Raw genomic sequence first — 16,570 nt, forward strand, 5'->3', positions numbered from 1 at the left:
AGCGGGATCAGCGGGCGCCGGCGGGCGCGAGGCGGCCGCCGAGCAGGGCCAGCAGCTCCTCCTGGAGGTTCTCCAGGTAGAAGTGGCCGCCGGAGTACACCCGCAGATCGAAGGAGGCCGTCGTGCGGAGGTGCCACGCCGCGGCCTCCCCGGGGGTCACCCACGGGTCGCTGTCCCCGGTGATCGCGAGGACGGGCGCGTCGACGGTGGCGCCCGGGGCGGCCTGGTGGCGGTCCACCGCGGTCAGGTCGGCGCGGACGGCGGGCAGGATCATCTGCAGGGCCTCCTCGTCGGCGAGCAGGCGCGGGTCCGTGCCGCTGAGTTCCCGCAGGTGGGCGGTGAGCGCGGCGTCGTCGACGAGGTGGGCGTACTCCCCGGTGCGGACGGCCGAGGGCGGCCGGCGGCCGGAGACCGCGAGCAGGTCGGGGCCGTGGCCGGTGTCTTCCAGCCGGCGGGTCAGCTCGAAGGCGAGCAGGGCGCCCATGCTGTGCCCGAACAGGCCGTAGGGCCGGTCGCCGACCGCCGCGCGGACCGCGGGGACGGCACGGTCGGCGAGTTCGGCGATGTCCTCCACGGGCCTTTCGCGGTAGCGGTCCTGACGGCCCGGGTACTGGAGCGCGAGCACCTCCAGATGGGGGCCGGCCGCGGTCGCCCAGGGCCGGAAGACCGAGGCGGAGCCGCCGGCGTGCGGCAGGCAGAGCAGCCGGACGGGCGCGTCCGGCCGGCGGTGGAAGTGCCGTACCCACAGCGAGGTCTCCTCCGGCGCGGTGCCGGCCGCCGTGGTGCCGTCAGTGGGCCACGAGCGGTGCGCGGTGTCCGTGGTGCTCATGCCGCCTCCCGGCGTCCGGTGCGGGCGTCGCCGGCCGTGCGGCGGGCGACGGTTCGTTCGGTGAGGTCGGCCCGGTCGTCGAGGTCCGACGGCTGCTCCGCGCGATCACCCCGGGCGGGGCCGGTCAGGTCCAGGCGGTGGTCGGCGGCCAGGATCGCGCGCTGCACCTCGCGCAGCGCCCGGCCGGGCTCGATGCCCAGCTCGGCGGTCAGGATCCGGTGCGCCGAGCGGTACACCCGCAGCGCGTCCGCCTGCCGCTCCGAGCGGTACAGCGCGATCATCAGCTGACGGTGGAACGCCTCGTGCAGCGGGTGCTCGGCAACCAGCGAGTAGAGCCGGCCGATCAGTTCACGGTGCCGCCCGGAGGCCAGCCCGGCGTCGATGTGCATGCCGACGCACTCCAGCCGGGCCTCCTCGGCCCAGGTGGTGAAGCCGTCCAGGATCGGGCCGGCCCGCAGGTCGCCGAGCGCGGGTCCGCGCCACAGCTCCAGCGCCGCCTCGAAGGCGACGGCGGCCTCCTCCGGCCTCCCGGCCCGGGCGGCCTTGCGCCCGCTCTGCATCAACTGCTGGAACTCCTCGGAGTCCAGCCGGTCGTCCGGGCCCAGCCGCAGGACGTACCCGGGGGAGCGGGTGGCGATGACGCTCTCCGGCCGGTCGGCGTCGGCGAGCAGCTTGCGCAGTTGGGAGATGTACACGTGGATCGCGGCCAGATGGCGGCGGGGTGGGGCGTCCCCCCAGATCTCGTGGGCGAGTTGCGGTATCGGGACCACTTCCTCCGTCCTGACCAGCAGCGTCGCCAGCACGACCTCCATGTTCCGGGCGTTGACGGTCGAGGTGCTGCTCCCGGTGTCGACGCGCAGGCTTCCGAGAATTTCGTATCTCAATGCGGACTCCCTGAGTGTGTGTCGGCCACCTCAGGTTGTCGCGCCGGACCTCGCCGCGCATCAGCGTATTCACGTATACGTAGCGGCGCGGGCCCCGTACGTACCGGGGGTACGTACGGGGCCCGTGACCGGGATCACCCCCGGTCGAGGGTTCGCAACTGTTCGGCGAGCGCGAGGCGCTGCGGGAGGTGCTCCCCGGTCATCCGCAGCACGGACAGCAAGGTCCAGAGCCGGGTCTGCGGGAAGTACCGGGGGGAGCCGTGGACGTCGTCGTGCACCCGCAGCCGCAGGCTGCGCAGCGAGCGCCGCAGACGCTCGGTGTCCGAGGGCGGGATGATCTCGTCGCGGGCACTGGCGACCAGCGCGACGGGGACGTCCACCGCGCTCAGCAGCCGGTGGTCCAGGGCCAGCGGGCCCAGTTCCTCGAAGACCCGGTCGGAGGTGGTGCGGGCGAGGTGCGCCAGGGTGTCCACGGTGACCCGCGGGACGTTGGCGCGCCAGGCCCGGTCGGTGAAGAAGTCGTGCACCGGCAGGCCCGCGCCGACGATGCCGCGGATCCGGCGGTCGCCCAGTGCGGCGTGCAGGGCCAGGTTGCCGCTGAAGCTCAGCGCCAGCGCGTACGTCCGCGCGGTGTCGGCCCGTCCGGCGACCGCGTCCAGGACGGCGGGCAGCAGCGCGGGCGCCGACAGGTCGTACGGGAGCGGGTTCTCGCCCACCCCCGGCATCTCGGTCACCACCCCGGCCAGGCCGAACTCGGCCAGTTGGAGCAGCACCGGCGCCCATTGCTCCTTCAGGCTGATGATCCCGCCGGACATCAGCAGCAGGGGCTTGGGGTCCTCCGCCGACAGCCCGCCCGCCCAGGCGGCCACCGGGCCCGCGGGCGTCGGCACCTCCAGCCGCTCGATGCCGGGGAAGTCCGACGCCCAGCGCGCGAAGACGCTGCGGGCCCGCTCCTCGGCCTCCCGGCGCGCGGAGCCGGACGGGTACGGGAAGCGGGCCATGGTGTAGAACCGGCCGGCCTCCAGCAGCCTGCCCTCCTTCTCCAGCCGCTCCCCGGCCTCCGTCCAGCCCCGAACCCAGGAGCCGGGGCCGCCGTCGCCGTCGTCGGCCACGCCGTCCAGCACCGCCCCGTACTGCTCGGGGGTGATGCCCTGCGAGGTGGCCTGCGCCACCACGAACTGCTTGAGCTCGGCGAGGTCGTTCGCCGGCGCCTTGCTGGTCACCCTGTGCACTCCGCTCGTCACGCCCGTCCCCGTTCCCGCCGTCGGCCCGCGCCGCCGGCCCCGCGCCGCGCCCCGCTCATCCGGCGGTCCGGGCGTCCGCCGGCGGCCGGTCCGGTGCGTCCGCCGGGGCCGGCCACTCCTGGAGCGCCTCACGGATCTCGGCCAGCACGTCGGCGGCCTCCGCCCCGTCGATCACCCGGTGGTCGAAGGCCAGACTGAGCCGCAGCACCGGGGCGGCGACGATCGCGCCGTCGCGCACCACCGGCCGCTCGACGATCCGGCCGACGCCGAGGGTGATCGTGGTGCCGCCCACCGAGTGGAAGCCGTCCACCGGCCGGTGGCCCAGCGAGGTCACCGCGAAGGTGCCGGTGATCAGCGGACGCAGGGTCAGGTCGCGGGCGGCGCGGGCGAACCGCCGGCGGCCGCGCAGCCAGGGCAGCGCGTGCAGGGCACGGATCCCGGCGAACTCCGGCAGTTCGGCCGGATCGCCCTCCCGCACCCGGTCCAGCCGGCGCTGCACCTCGGCGAGCCCCGCCGTGTGGGGTTCCGGAACCACGGTGGAGAGCACCACCCGGGTGCCGTCCAGGGTGCGGTCCAGGGTGATCTTCCCGGCCACCGTGGAGAACCTGGCCAGCCTGGGGCGCAGCCCGCCCCGGTACGCCGCGTTGGCCTCCGGGTGACGGGCCAGCACACCGCCGGCGGCGACCAGGACGTAGCCGGTCACCGAACGCCGCAGCCCGTCGGCGCGGGCCCGCTCCCGGTCGGCCAGCAGCCTGGTCGCGTCGATCTCGGTGTCCAGGAACACCGGGGAGAAGTCCCGGATCGCCTCCAGGAAGAACAGGGTGTGCCGCCGCTCCCGCGGTGGCGGCGCGAGCTGGGGTGCGCGCCCGGTCGGACTGCCCATGGGATGGTCCCTCCGTCGTACCGGCAGAGGTGCCGAGCCTGTCGGATCCGGCTAATCGGTGACTGAATCCCGGGGGCCGGTCCGCGACCGGCGACTGTGAAATCCTTGTGTCATCCGTTCGGGTGGCCCCGGTGCGTGGTTACGATCGAACGCAGCCTTGGGCGGACCCGCCAGCTCCGCCGGGCACCGGGGGAGGGATGACCCAGCCGTGATCGCAGTCCGAGACATCTGCATCCGAACCGAAACCGTCCGGCAGACCGAGAACCGTCAGCTCCTCGCCGTCCTCGACGACGTGGCCGACGGACGGGCGTCCGCCGTCGAACTCGCCGGCGACCCGGGCAGCGGCAAGACCAGGCTGCTCGCCGGGCTCGCCGAGACCGCCGCGGGCCGCGGCTTCACCGTCCTGAGAGGCCTCGCCGACCCGGCCGAACAGGACCTGCCGGGAAGCCTCTTCATCCAGGTGCTGCGCGGCTGGCTCGGCCTCGCCGACCGCGCCGGGCTGCGGGAGGAACTGCTCGCGGTGATCCGCCGGATCGCCGCCTCCGTGGACGACGCCGCGGGGTGCCCGACGCCCGAGCGGTTACGCGCACTCCTCGAACAGCACACCTGTCGCGGACTGCTGATCGTGCTGGACGACGTGCACGCCGCCGACCCGGCGTCACTCGCCCTGCTCGACCGGCTGGTGCGCTGGCCGGTGAACGCGCCGCTCGCCCTGGTCGTCTCCTACCGGCCCCGGCAGGCCCCGGAGCGGCTGCGCGCCACCCTCGCCCGCGGCAGCCAGCTCGGCACCGTCCGCCGGACCGAACTCGCCCCGCTCGGCCTCACCCAGGCCGCCGACCTGCTGGACCTGAACGCCACCGACCCGCGGCTGCGCATCCTGCACCGGGACGCCCAGGGCAACCCGCTCTACCTGCAGGCGCTCGCCCGGATCTGCCCCAGCCGGCAGGTGGGCCGCCCCGACGGGCTGCTCGCCGACCTGCGCGGGCTGCCCTCCGACGCGGGGCTTCCCGACGTGCTGGCCCGCCACCTGGTGACCGAGCTCAGCGCCCTCGACCCGAAGCAGCAGACCGTGCTCGCCGCGGCCTCCGTGCTCGGCGACGACATCGACGCCGGCACGGTCGCCGCCGTCGCCCGGCTCCCCGAGCCGGAGGTCTGCCGTCTGCTCGACGGGCTGCGCCGGGTCGACCTGCTGCGCCCGCTCTCCGGTACCCCGCGCAGCGTCTTCCGGCACCCGCTGGTGCGCTGGCTGGTGTACGACGGCACCGACGCCTGCTGGCGGGAGGACGCGCACCGCAGGGCCATCGCCGTGCTCGCCGCCCGCGGGGCCCCGGTCGAACGGCGCGCCCTGCACACCGAACGGGCCACCCCCGGCCGGGACCCGCAGGACGCGGCCGTCCTCACCGCCGCGGCGCGGGCCGCCCTGCGCGGCGGCGACATCGCGCTGGCCGGCCACTGGCTCTCCACGGCCCTGGCGGCCGTCGACCGCGCCGGCCCGGAGACCGATCCCGGCCACCGGGTCGCCCGCGAACTGCTGGACACGGCGGCCGAGGTGGCGGCCCGGACGGGCTCGCGTGCCCTGCTCGCCGAGACGGCGGCCCGGCTCGGCCACGCGGACCGCCGGGGCCGCAGGGCCCGGGCGGACCGCGAGGTACGGGCGGAGGTCCCGGCGGCCGGGGCGGCGGCCGCGCCCCGGCGGGGCGGTGGCACCGCCCGCCGGGCCGTCCGCGCGCTGCCCGCCGCCCGCCCGGAGCCCGCCGGCGACGCGGCGCTCTCCGTGCTCACCGGCCGCGAACGCGAGATCGCGGAACTGGTCGGCACCGGCCTGCGGACCCGCGAGATCGCCGACCGCCTCGGCCTCAGCGCCCGCACCGTCGAGGTCCACCTCGCCCGCACCTACCGGAAGCTGGGCATCGGCTCCCGGGCCGCCCTGGTCCGGATGGTCGTGCAGTCGGCGGCCTGACGGGCGGTCCGGGCCGCCGGCCGCCGTCGGCGCCCCGGGCCGCCGCCCCGGGCCGCCGCCCCGGGCCGCCGCCCCGTCGGCCGCCGCGCCGTCGGCCGGGCGGCTGCCGGTGCCCCGCTGAACTCCCGCTGAAGCGGCCCTGAACGGCGATTGTCCCCGCTCCCGCTCCCCGGCTAGCGTCCCGTGCTGCGCTGCCCCCGCCCGCCGGGGACGGGCGGCAAGGACCATCCCGTCGCGGCGCGGCCGGGGGAGAGCACGGTGGGTTCGTGGACGTCGGGACTTCGCTGCACCTGGCGGTCGCCCTGGACGGGGCACCCGGGGGCGAGCCGCCACCGGCCGTGCCCGCGCCGGCGGCGGTCTGGGCGGACCGGGCCGCCGAGGCCGAGCGGGGACTGCTCGACCTGCTGACCCTGGACGACGCCCACGCGCCCCCGCCGGGCGGCGGAGCCCGCCCGGAGGCCGTCCAACTCGCCGCCGCGCTCGGGGCGCTGACCCGGTGGATCGGGATCGTGCCGACCGTCACCCCGACGCACAGTGAACCGTTCCATCTCTCGACCGCCGTCGCCACCCTGGACTTCGTCACCACTGGCCGGGCCGGCTGCCTGGTCAGGGCCGGCCTGGACCGGGCCGAGGACGGGACGGCGGGCCGCACCCCGGGCAGCGCGGAGGAGCGGCTCGCCGAGACCACGGAGGCCGTCGAGGTGATCCGCGCACTCTGGGACTCCTGGGACGACGACGCCGAGATCCGCGACACCGCACGGGGCCTGTTCCTGGACCGCACCCGGATCAGGCCCGTCGCCCACCGGGGCCCGCACCTGACCGTCCGCGGCCCGTCCGTCACCCCGCGCCCGCCGCAGGGGCAACCGCCGGTCCTGGCCGCCGTCCGGGACGAAGGCACCCGCCGGCTCGCCGTCCGCGGCGCTGATCTGGCGCTCCTCGACGCCGCCGACCCGGACGACGCCCGCGCGCAGGCCGCCCTGCTGCGCGCTGCCGAGGCCGCCGCAGGCCGGCCCGGCCCGCCCCTGCTGATCTTCGCCGACCTGCCGGTCGCCCTCGACGGCGACCCGCGCCGGGCCGCCGCCCGCCGCCCGGCCGGCCCCGGCGCGTTCGCCGGCACACCCGAGGCGCTGGCCGCCGCCCTGGCGCACTGGCAGGCCGCCGGGCTCGACGGCGTCCGGCTGCTGCCCGCCTCCGTCGACCGCGACCTGCCGGCCGTCACCCGGGGCGTGGTGCCCGCCCTGCAGGCCCGCGGCGCCTTCCGCCGCCGCCAGGAGGCCGGCACCCTCCGCGCCCGCCTCGGCCTGCCCCGCCCCGCCGCCCGCCCCGGCCGCTGATCCTGCCCACCGACCGCGTCCGCCGCCCGGCCCACAGGAGCCCCCGATGCCCGTACCACCGCCCGGCGCCCGCCGTCAGGTCCTGCTCGCCGCCACCTTCCCGCACAGCGTCTGGGTGGTCTGGGACGACCCCCGCTCCGGCAGCCAGATCGACTTCGCGTCGTTCCGGCACGCCGTGCGGACCGCCGAGCGCGGCCGCTTCGACTTCTTCCTGATCGCCGAGACCCTGCGGCTGCGCGAGCACGCCGGACGGCTGGACGACCTGGAGGTGGCCGGCCGACCGCACAGCCCGACCGTGATGTCCGCGCTGGCCGCCGTCACCCGGCACATCGGGTTGGTGCCCACCATGAGCAGCACCTACAACGAGCCGTACGAACTGGCCCGCCAGATCGCCACCCTCGACCACCTCTCGGCCGGCCGGGCGGGCTGGAACATCGTCACCACCGCCGACCCCGAGGCCGGGGTGAACTTCCGCCGCGGCGCCCACCTCGCCCACGCCGACCGGTACGCCCGGGCCGAGGAGTTCGTCCGCGCCGCCACCGCCCTCTGGGCCGGGGGCACCACCACCCCGCAGCGGCACCGGGGCACCCACATCGACCTGGAGGGGACGTTCACCCTGCCGCCGGGGCCGCAGGGCCGCCCCGTCCTCGTACAGGCCGGCGACTCGGCCGACGGACAGGCCTTCGCGGTGCGGCACGCCGACATCGTCTTCTCGCTGCACGACCGGCCCGCCGAGGGGCGCCGGTTCCGCACCGCGATCCGCGCCCGCGCCCGGGCCCTGGGCCGCGACCCGGACTCGCTCAAGGTGATGCCCGGCGCGGGGTTCGTCCTCGGCGACACCGCCGGGGACGCCGCCGAGCGCTCCCGCGACGTGGCCCTGCGCCAGGTGACCCCGGTGGTCGCCCTCACCCGGATCGGGCAGCTCTGGGGCGCCGACCTGTCCGGCCGCGACCCCGACGACCCACCGCCACCGCCCGCCGGGCCGCCCGGCTCACCCGCGGCGGCGATGTACGACCGGGCCGTCGCCGAAGGCCTGTCGATCCGCGAACTCGCCATCCGCAGCCTGCTCCGGCACACCTTCACCGGCACCCCCGCCGAGGTCGCCGCCCGGATCGACGAGAACGTCCGGACCGGCGCCGCCGACGGCTACATCCTGGCCGGCCACCTCAACCCCGTCGGTTTCGACGAGTTCACCGACCGGGTGGTGCCGCACCTCCAGGAGCGCGGGGTGCTGCGCACCGCCTACACCGAGGGGGCCACCCTGCGGGAGAACCTCGGCCTGACCACCCGGCGGCCGGGCGTCGCCCGGTGACCGCGCCGCCCCGTGCGGGCCGGCCCCGCCCGGCGGGCCGCGGCCCCGCGGCGCCCCGCCCCGGGCCGGCCCTCGCGGCGCTCGCCGCCTGCCAGCTGATGGTGGTGCTGGACGCCAGCGCCGTCAACGTCGCGCTGCCCCGGCTCCGGGAGGACCTCGGGTTCACCGACGCGGGGCTGTCCTGGGTGGTCAACGCCTACGTGCTCACCTACGGGGGACTGCTGCTGCTCGGCGGGCGCTCCGGCGACGTCCTGGGCCGGCGGCGGATGTTCCTCACCGGGATGTGGACCTTCACCGCCGCCTCCCTGCTCGCCGGCGCGGCCCCCGACGGCACCGTGCTGATCGCCGCGCGCGCCCTCCAGGGCGTCGGCGGGGCCGTCGCCTCACCGACCGCGCTCGCCCTGATCGGCACCCTGTTCGACGGCCCGGCCCGGGCCCGGGCCATCGGCGTGTACGGGGCGGTGTCCGGCGTCGGCGGGGCGATCGGCCTGGTGCTCGGCGGGGTGCTCACCGACGCGCTGTCCTGGCGGGCGGTGATGTTCCTGACCGTGCTGCCGGGCGCCGCCGCGGCCCTGCTCGCCCGCCGGCACATCCCCGAGTCGCCGCGCACCCCGGGCCGGTTCGACGTGCCGGGCGCGGTGCTGGCCACCCTCGGCTGCTTCGCGCTCACCTACGCCGTCGTGCACGGCTCCGAACACGGCTGGACGTCGGCCGGCACCCTGGCACCGGCCGCCGCCGCGCCGCTGCTGCTGGTGGCCTTCGTGGTGGCCGAGCGGCGGGCCCCGCAGCCGCTGGTGCCGCGCGCGCTGGTGGCCGACCGCCGCCGGGCGGCGGCCAACGCCTTGCTGGCCCTGCTCTCCGCGACCAGTTTCGGCTCCGGCTACCTGCTGACCCAGTACCTGCAGCGCGGCCTCGGCCTCGGCCCGGCGGCGACCGGACTGGCCTTCCTCCCGTGGAGCCTGCTGGTCTTCGCCGGCGCCCGGCTGGCCGCTCCGCTGGAGGCCCGCGCCGGGCCGCGCGCCGCGCTGCTGGCGGGCAGCACGGCCACCGTGGCCGGCGCCGCCCTGCTGGCCGGCCGGACCCCCGGCGGCTACGCCGAGGGCGTGCTGCCCGCGCTCTGCCTCTTCGGCCTGGGCATCGGTCTGGCCTTCGCCGCCGTCACCCGGGCCGGGCTGGTGGCGCCGCCGGAGCTCACCGGAGCGGCGGCCGGGCTGCTGAACGTCTCCCAGCGGCTCGGCGGCACGCTCGGGCTGGCCGTACTGGTGGCCGTCGGCGGCTTCGGCTCCGCCTTCGTGGTCGTCCTGCTCTACACCCTGGCCACGGTCGCGCTGGTCCCGTTCGCCGCCCGCCCGCCGGTGGAGGCGCCCGGCACGGCGCCGCCCGCCGTCGGGGCGTCCGGCACGGCGCCGCCCGCCGCCGGGGACGGGGCCGTGGGATGAGGAGCGGCGGGGCCGTCCCCGGTGTTCGGCCTGCCCCCGTGCTCGGCGCGCCCCCGTGCTCGGCGCGCCCCCGTGCTCGGCGCACCCCCGTGCTCGGCGCGCCCCGGTCTTGACGTGCCCGGGGTACTCGGCGTGGCCCGGTACACGGCGCGCTGCGGTGTTCGACGCACCCCCGGCCCCCGGCCTCCCACCGGCCGCGCGACCTGCGGCGCAGCGCCCCGGACGTCCGGCCCCGACCACCGGGGCCGGGCACGGTTTGGATGCGGTTTAGCCCTCGTCAGCACGCTGGAGCCGGCAGGCCCATCGACGTGAGACGGAGCGAATCCTCGTGAACGATTTTCCCACCCGCCGGCTGGGAGGGCTCGAAGTCGGCGCCCAAGGGCTCGGCGCGCTCGGCCTGAGCGAGTTCTACGGCCCGACCGACCCCGACCAGGCGGTGGCCACCATCCGCCGCGCCCTGGACCTCGGCGTCACGCTGATCGACACGGCCGACGTCTACGGCCACGGGCTGAGCGAGGAACTGGTCGGCCGCGCCGTCGCCGGCCGCCGCGACGAGGCCGTGGTGGCCACCAAGTTCGGCGTGCTGCGCACCGGCGACGGCATCGGACAGGCCGTCCGCGGCGACGCCGAATACGTGAAGCAGGCCGCCGACGCGTCGCTCAAGCGCCTCGGGCTGGACCACATCGACCTCTACTTCCAGGCCAGGGTCGACAGTTCCGTGCCCATCGAGGAGACGGCGGGAGCGCTGGCGGAGCTGGTGCAGGCCGGCAAGGTCCGGTACATCGGGCTCTCCGAGGCCGCTCCGGAGACCATCCGCCGCGCGCACGCCGTCCACCCGCTGGCCGCCGTGCAGACCGAGTGGTCACTGTTCTCCCGCCAGCTGGAGGATGAAGTAGCCCCGACCGCACGCGAGTTGGGCATCGGTATCGTCCCCAACGCGCCGCTCGGGCGTGGCCTGCTCACCGGGCGGTACCGCTCCACCGAGGCCTTCGGGCCCACCGACTTCCGTACCGTGGCGCAGCCGCGCTTCACTCCCGAGAACTTCCCCGGCAACCTGGGCCTGGTCGACCGGCTGGAGCCGCTGGCGATCGAGCTGGGGGTGTCGGTCGGCCAGCTCGCCCTGGCCTGGGTGCAGCACCAGGGGGAGGACGTCGTCCCCATTCCGGGCACCCGCCGCATCGACCACCTGGAGGAGAACCTGGCTGCCGCCACCCTCTCGCTGGGCCCCGAGGAGCTGGCCGCCATCGAGGCGGCGGTCCCCGCCGGCGAGGTCGCGGGCGCCCGGCTGACCGACTTCAGCCTGCAGTTCGTCGACCTCTGACGCCCGCCCCGGGAGGCCGGCACCGGCTCCGGGTATGCGGCAGCACCGGCAGGGCCTCGGGCCCCGCCGGGTATGCCGCATGCCCGGAGCGGGGAGGCCCGGGGCACAGGCACGGGCGGCGAGGACGGCGATTTCGAGGGGCCCGGTGGCGTTTAGGAGCTGGGCAGGGGTGCTTTAGACGGGCGGCAGAGGCTGGCCGACGACCGTCCACCGGTCGTCCGTCGTCCCGTCCACCTCGCACGCAAAGGATTCGCCATGTCCGAGCGCACTGCTCAACCGGCCGCGTTCTCCCGCCTGCCGTCCCTCACCGGGCTGCGGTTCGTCGCGGCCCTGCTGGTCTTCTTCACCCACCTGTCCGTGGAGGGCTACCTCGCTCCCGGGCCGGCCTCCGCGGTGTTCCGCTACGCCTTCGGCCTGGGCTGGGTCGGGGTGGAGTTCTTCTTCATCCTCAGCGGGTTCGTACTGACCTGGTCGGCCCGGCAGGACGACAGCAGATCCCGGTTCTGGCGGCGCCGGCTGGTGAAGATCTTCCCGACCCACCTGCTGACCTGGGTCGCCGCGCTGCTGCTGGCGCTCTGGGCCGGCGAGACGCTGACGGGCGGCCGCCTGCTGCCGAGCCTCTTCCTGGTGCACGCCTGGGTGCCCGAGCTGGACGTCATGCGGGCCGTCAACCTGCCGAGCTGGTCGCTCAGCTGCGAGCTGGCCTTCTACCTGGCGTTCCCCTGGCTGAGGGCGCTGACCGACCGGATCCGGGTGGACCGGCTCTGGGCCTGGGTGCTGGCCCTGACGGCCGTGATCGTGCTGCTGCCGTTCGCGGACGACGCGTTCGTCCCGGGGAGCCCGCAGCTGCCCGGGATGGAGATGTCCCTGCTGCAGAACTGGTTCCTGGTCGCCCTGCCCCTGGTGCGGGCGCTGGACTTCGTGCTCGGCATCCTGCTGGCGAGGATCGTGCTGGCCGGCCGCTGGATCCCGCTCGGTCTGCCCGGGGCGGCTGTCCTGGTGGCGGCGGGTACGGCCCTCCAGCTCGCACTGGTGCCGACGGTGTACGGGTTCACCGCGACCGTCGCGCTGCCGCTGGCGCTGCTGGTCGCCGCGGCCGCGCAGGCCGACGTCGCCGGCAAGGCGTCACCGTTCCGCAGCCGCACGGCCGTGCGGCTGGGCGAGATCTCCTTCGCCTTCTACATGACGCACCACCTGGTGCTGCACTACGTCCGGGTGGCGCTGGGCGGGACCCGGGTGTGGAGCGTGCCGGAGGTGGTCGGGCTGGGAGCCGTGCTGCTGGTGGTGACCATCGGGGTGTCCTGGCTGTCCTACCGGTTCGTGGAGATTCCGGCCGTACGCCGGTGGAGCGACCCGGCGGTCCGTTCGGGGGTGCCTGAGCCGGTGTGCGTCGGCGCGGTGGCCGGGACCTCGGCGCCGAGCTGACCGTCCGACCCGAGCCGGCCCTCGAACGAACCCGGCCCTCGAACGAACCCGACTCTCGAACCCGGCGCCCGACCGGGCGCCGGCCGGGCCCGGCCCCGGGGCCGGACGGCCGTACCCAGGGGGGTACGGCCGCTCCGGTCCGGGGCCGGGCCCGTCGGGCGGTCAGGACGGTGCCGGTGCCGCCGCCGGTGGAATACGACGGTGCACCGAGGGCCGCGACGGTGCGGCGAGAGGGCGGTGCACCGAAACGGCGGTGCACGAAAGGGCGCATGAACAAATTTGCGGTCCGGGGCCGTCGGCCCGGGGGAGCGCTTGAGGCCGCCGATCCGAATATTCGGATCGGCGGCCTCCGCCGGGGCGCCCGCCGGGCGATTCAGGCGCTCATGACCGGTGGTTACTCCCGAGGATCCCCGCCCGGAGGGGCTTGCGGAGACTTCAGGTCGACTGCGGCGAGGCGGTCTCCAGTGCCAGGGCGCGGGCCGGGCAGAGCTGCTGGGCCAGCCGTACGTCCCCTTCCAGTCGGGCGTCGGGCTCCTGCTCCAGCACGTGGACCAGGCCGTCGTCGTCGTGCTCGAAGACGTCCGGCGCGGTCAGCACGCACAGGCCCGCGCCGATGCAGCGGTCGCGGTCGGCGGTGATCAGCATGTCCGCCCCCTCACCAGGCCACCGGCAGGCGTTCCACGCTCTGCATCGTGCCGGTCCGGCGCATCCGCAGCTCCTCGGCGGGCACCGCCAGCCGCAGCCCCGGCAGCCGTCGTACCAGCGTCTCGAAGGCGATCTCCAGCTGGAGCCGGGCGAGGTTCTGGCCGAGGCACTGGTGGATCCCGTAGCCGAAGGTCACATGCTGGCGGCTGCCCCGGGTGATGTCGAAGGCGTACGGGTCCTCGTGCACCCGCTCGTCCCGGTTGACCATGGTGGAGGAGATCACCAGGCCGTCGCCGGCCTTGAGCAGATGACCGTCGATCTCGATGTCGGCCGTGATCCAGCGCACCCCGGCGAAGTCGGTCACCGCGGTGATCCGCAGCAGTTCCTCGATCGCCGTGACCGCCGGCACCTCGCCCGCGCGCAGCGCCGCCAGCTGCTCGGGGTGGTCCAGCAGGGCCAGCACGCCCAGCGGGATCATCGAGGAGGTGGTCTCCAGGCCGGCGATCAGCAGCACCATGGTCAGCTGCACGACCTCGTCGTGCGAGAGTTCGCCGGTGTCGACGTGCTCCACCAGCCGGCCCACCAGGCTCTCGCCGCGCTCCTCCTCCTGCGCGGTCACCAGCCGGTCGAGGTAGCGCACCAGTTCGGCCGCGGCGGCCTCGGTGCTGGCCGGGTCCTTGCCCTGCATGATGCCGGCGGTGGCGGCCTGGAAGAAGGCGTGGTCCTCGTAGGGGATCCCCAGCAGCGCCGACATCACCAGGGACGGTATCGGCGCGGCGAAGTGCTCCACCAGGTCGGCGGGCGCACCGATCTCCTCGATGCCGTCGATCAGGCCGTTCACGATCCGCTCGATGTCCGGCCGCAGGGCCCGGGCGTGCTTGAGGCTGAACTCGGGGTTGAGCAGCCGGCGGTGGTGGTTGTGCAGCGGCGGGTCCTCGCCCACCAGCACCAGCTTGCGGGCCGCCGGGGCCCCCAGGTGCGGGGCCATCGTGGGGTACTCGTCGTAACTGCGGTCGGAGGACAGGCGGTCGTCCGCCAGCAGGCGGCGACCCTCCTCGTAGCCGGTGATCAGCCACACCTGGCGGCCGTCCCACAGGGTGACCTTGTTGATCGGGCCGCGTTCGCTGATCTCGCGGTACACGTCCGGGGGCTGATAAGGGCAAGTACGGCGCACCGGGAAGGACGGTGCTTCGACGGAACTGACGGACAACGCGGCCTCCGAGCGGACGTTCCCGGAATGACCACCGGGAAGAAGTCGGGTATCTCCGGCGCATGCTAGTTCTGTTGCCGGGAATGGGGCCACGCCCCATCTGGTCGGCATTAACCCCCGCATTGTCGCCGCTTTAGCAGGTGGTTCAGCACGGGCGCCGGGACGATTTAGAGGTGACGCCGGGCCGGTTTAGGGACGCTGCCTAGGGTGATCATCGCGCTGCTTTCCGGCGCCTCAGGAATATCCGCGAACGGAGTTGTGGCATGGCATCGATCACCCTTCCCGGCCCGCTGGGCACCGCCGCCGACACCCTGCGGGGCTGGCTGCTCGCCCGGCTGACGGTGCCGCCGTTCGGCCCGAAGGGCCCCAACCCCGCCGTCGGCGAGCCCGAGAACCTGCTGTACCTCACCGACCTGGTCGAGACGCTGGTCAGCTACGACTCCAACAACGAGGACTTCGAGGGCGCCTCGCCCACCCTGGACGACCTCGCCCACGTCCGCTACGAGCTGCGCGACCAGAAGGGCGTCCTGCTCGGGGCCACGAAGGGCATCGGCCAGATGCTGCGCAAGGGCCCCGAGGGCAACTTCCTGGCCTACTTCTCGGAGGAGATCCGGCTGCTGGACGGCACCGTCATCCGCACCGGCGGCGTCGTCGACGACGCCCGGCTCACCGCCGGCGAGCAGCAGACCATCAAGGCCGTCGCGGTGGCGGGGCCGCTGCGCGGCGCCATCGGCTTCCGGCAGTTCCGCCCGGTGGAGACCCACAAGTCGTACGCCTCCGCGATCGTCCTCTACCGCCGCTGAGCCGGCGCCGGCCGCGAGCCGGCCCGCCGGGCCACCCGCACGACCGAGCCACGACACCGGGAGCAGACCGTATGGACCCCGCAGAGATCCGCATCCTGGCGGCCGGCACCGCGCTGCCCGGCCCGCCCATCGACAACGCCACCCTGGGCCGCCGCTTCGGGATGGACGCGCTCTGGGAGCAGTGGGTGGACGTCTTCATCGGCACCCGCTCCCGCCACCTCGCCCTCGATCTGGAGACCGGCGAGCAGCGCGACACCCTCGCCGGCCTGGGGGAGCGGGCCGGCCGCCAGGCCCTGGCCGCGGCCGGCACCGACCCCGCCGAGATCGACCTCGTCATCCTCGGCACCGCCACCCCCGACTCCCTCATGCCCGCCACGGTGAACCAGATCGCCGACCGGCTCGGCATCGACGGGGTGGCCACCTACCAGCTGCAGTCCGGCTGCTCCGGCGCGGTGCAGGCGCTCGACCTGGCCCGGCAGCTGCTCTCCACCGGCCGGCACCGCACCGCCCTGGTCCTGGGCGGGGACGTCATCGCCAAGCACTACGACCTCTCGGTCGACCTGCGCACCGTCCCGCCGGCCGAACTGGTCAACTACGTGCTCTTCGGCGACGCCGCGGGGGCCGCGGTGCTCAGCGGCGACCCGGCCGCCGGCCGGACCGCCGTGCGGACCTCCTTCGTCCAACTCGTCGGGCTGGGGCGGCCGCCGGGGCAGGTCCTGGAGTGGTTCGGGCCGGTCGACCGGCACAGTGACCGGCCGTCGGCCCAGGAGGACTACAAGGCGATCGAGGAGTCGGTGCCGGTGCTGTCCGAGGAGATCCTGCACCGGCTGCTCGACGACCTCGGTTGGAAGGGCAGCGAGCTGACCCATCTGCTGCCGCCGCAGCTCTCCACCCAGATGACGAAGCGGATCGTCGAACGGCTGGCGCTCAGCGGCGCCGAGGAGATCAGCTGCGTCGGCGACACCGCCAACACCGGCAACGCCCTGGTCTTCTTCCAGCTGGAGCAGCTGCTGCCCCGGCTCACACCCGGTGACCGGGTGGCCGCCATCGCGGTCGAGAGCAGCAAGTGGATCAAGTCCGGGTTCGCCCTGGAACACGTCTGACCGTCCGACAGGTCCGACCCGCAGCACCCGGGACCCCGGCCCCACCCGGGACCCCGGCCCCACCCGGGACCCCGGCCCCACCCGGGACCCCGGCCCCACCCGGGACCCCGCACGCCTGTCACCCCCGCACTCCTGCACCCCCCCCGCACTCCCCCGCACTCCCCGTCCCCCGCACCCC

14 protein-coding genes are annotated in these 16,570 nt (G+C 75.4%); 8 read left to right on the top strand and 6 right to left on the bottom strand.

The features are described 5' to 3' along the window. Nucleotides 1-7: 7 nt before the first annotated feature. The 4 genes from J2S46_RS36780 to J2S46_RS36795 all read right to left on the bottom strand — a co-directional run bounded on the left by J2S46_RS36780 (nucleotide 8) and on the right by J2S46_RS36795 (nucleotide 3,840). Nucleotides 8-829 carry a thioesterase II family protein gene (locus J2S46_RS36780; RefSeq protein ID WP_191294594.1) on the bottom strand — a complete coding sequence of 274 codons (822 nt, stop codon included), beginning with the start codon at nucleotides 827-829 and terminating at the stop codon, nucleotides 8-10. Continuing rightward, nucleotides 826-1,713 (bottom strand): AfsR/SARP family transcriptional regulator, encoded by an 888-nt coding sequence (locus J2S46_RS36785; RefSeq protein WP_191294595.1) that lies wholly within the window; start codon nucleotides 1,711-1,713, stop codon nucleotides 826-828. The genes J2S46_RS36780 and J2S46_RS36785 overlap by 4 nt, the downstream gene beginning before the upstream one ends. A gap of 134 nt (nucleotides 1,714-1,847) precedes the next feature. Beyond that, nucleotides 1,848-2,936, bottom strand: a complete 1,089-nt coding sequence (locus tag J2S46_RS36790; protein ID WP_191294596.1) for an alpha/beta hydrolase — start codon at nucleotides 2,934-2,936, stop codon at nucleotides 1,848-1,850. Between the two features lie 76 nt (nucleotides 2,937-3,012). After that, nucleotides 3,013-3,840 carry a 2-oxo acid dehydrogenase subunit E2 gene (locus J2S46_RS36795; RefSeq protein WP_191294597.1) on the bottom strand — a complete coding sequence of 276 codons (828 nt, stop codon included), beginning with the start codon at nucleotides 3,838-3,840 and terminating at the stop codon, nucleotides 3,013-3,015. 208 nt (nucleotides 3,841-4,048) lie between these two features. Between J2S46_RS36795 and J2S46_RS36800 the strand changes: the two genes are divergently transcribed. The 6 genes from J2S46_RS36800 (at nucleotide 4,049) to J2S46_RS36825 (ending at nucleotide 12,631) form a co-directional block, all read left to right on the top strand. Continuing rightward, nucleotides 4,049-5,800 (top strand): helix-turn-helix transcriptional regulator, encoded by a 1,752-nt coding sequence (locus tag J2S46_RS36800; RefSeq protein WP_191294598.1) that lies wholly within the window; start codon nucleotides 4,049-4,051, stop codon nucleotides 5,798-5,800. A gap of 266 nt (nucleotides 5,801-6,066) precedes the next feature. Continuing rightward, nucleotides 6,067-7,134, top strand: coding sequence for an LLM class flavin-dependent oxidoreductase (locus tag J2S46_RS36805; protein WP_191294599.1), 1,068 nt, complete (start codon nucleotides 6,067-6,069; stop codon nucleotides 7,132-7,134). A 46-nt stretch (nucleotides 7,135-7,180) separates the two neighbouring features. After that, the gene (locus J2S46_RS36810) at nucleotides 7,181-8,446 is read left to right on the top strand and encodes an NtaA/DmoA family FMN-dependent monooxygenase (RefSeq protein ID WP_191294600.1); all 1,266 of its coding nucleotides are present in this window, start codon (nucleotides 7,181-7,183) and stop codon (nucleotides 8,444-8,446) included. Continuing rightward, on the top strand, nucleotides 8,443-9,885 hold the full coding sequence (locus tag J2S46_RS36815; protein WP_191294601.1) for an MFS transporter: 1,443 nt from the start codon (nucleotides 8,443-8,445) through the stop codon (nucleotides 9,883-9,885). Before J2S46_RS36810 ends, J2S46_RS36815 begins: the two co-directional genes overlap by 4 nt. A 328-nt stretch (nucleotides 9,886-10,213) precedes the next feature. Then, nucleotides 10,214-11,206: an aldo/keto reductase gene (locus J2S46_RS36820; RefSeq protein WP_191294602.1), complete on the top strand. Its 993-nt coding sequence runs from the start codon at nucleotides 10,214-10,216 to the stop codon at nucleotides 11,204-11,206. Nucleotides 11,207-11,461: 255 nt separating this feature from the next. Beyond that, nucleotides 11,462-12,631 (top strand): acyltransferase family protein, encoded by a 1,170-nt coding sequence (locus J2S46_RS36825; protein ID WP_191294603.1) that lies wholly within the window; start codon nucleotides 11,462-11,464, stop codon nucleotides 12,629-12,631. A gap of 435 nt (nucleotides 12,632-13,066) precedes the next feature. Here the strand turns inward: J2S46_RS36825 and J2S46_RS36830 are convergent, their stop codons facing one another. Together J2S46_RS36830 and J2S46_RS36835 are read right to left on the bottom strand one after the other, a co-directional pair. After that, nucleotides 13,067-13,276 carry a ferredoxin gene (locus J2S46_RS36830; RefSeq protein ID WP_073928505.1) on the bottom strand — a complete coding sequence of 70 codons (210 nt, stop codon included), beginning with the start codon at nucleotides 13,274-13,276 and terminating at the stop codon, nucleotides 13,067-13,069. A gap of 10 nt (nucleotides 13,277-13,286) precedes the next feature. Next, nucleotides 13,287-14,417 (bottom strand): cytochrome P450, encoded by a 1,131-nt coding sequence (locus J2S46_RS36835; protein WP_307352482.1) that lies wholly within the window; start codon nucleotides 14,415-14,417, stop codon nucleotides 13,287-13,289. Between the two features lie 332 nt (nucleotides 14,418-14,749). Here J2S46_RS36835 and J2S46_RS36840 point away from each other — a divergent pair, with 332 nt between their 5' ends. Both J2S46_RS36840 and J2S46_RS36845 read left to right on the top strand, forming a co-directional pair. Beyond that, complete coding sequence (locus J2S46_RS36840; protein ID WP_229913418.1) at nucleotides 14,750-15,289, top strand: allene oxide cyclase barrel-like domain-containing protein; 540 nt, start codon at nucleotides 14,750-14,752, stop codon at nucleotides 15,287-15,289. Nucleotides 15,290-15,360: 71 nt separating this feature from the next. Continuing rightward, nucleotides 15,361-16,392, top strand: coding sequence for a 3-oxoacyl-ACP synthase III family protein (locus J2S46_RS36845; protein ID WP_191294605.1), 1,032 nt, complete (start codon nucleotides 15,361-15,363; stop codon nucleotides 16,390-16,392). Nucleotides 16,393-16,570: the final 178 nt, after the last annotated feature.

This window comes from Kitasatospora herbaricolor (genome assembly GCF_030813695.1).
In the GTDB taxonomy this organism is placed as follows: domain Bacteria; phylum Actinomycetota; class Actinomycetes; order Streptomycetales; family Streptomycetaceae; genus Kitasatospora; species Kitasatospora herbaricolor.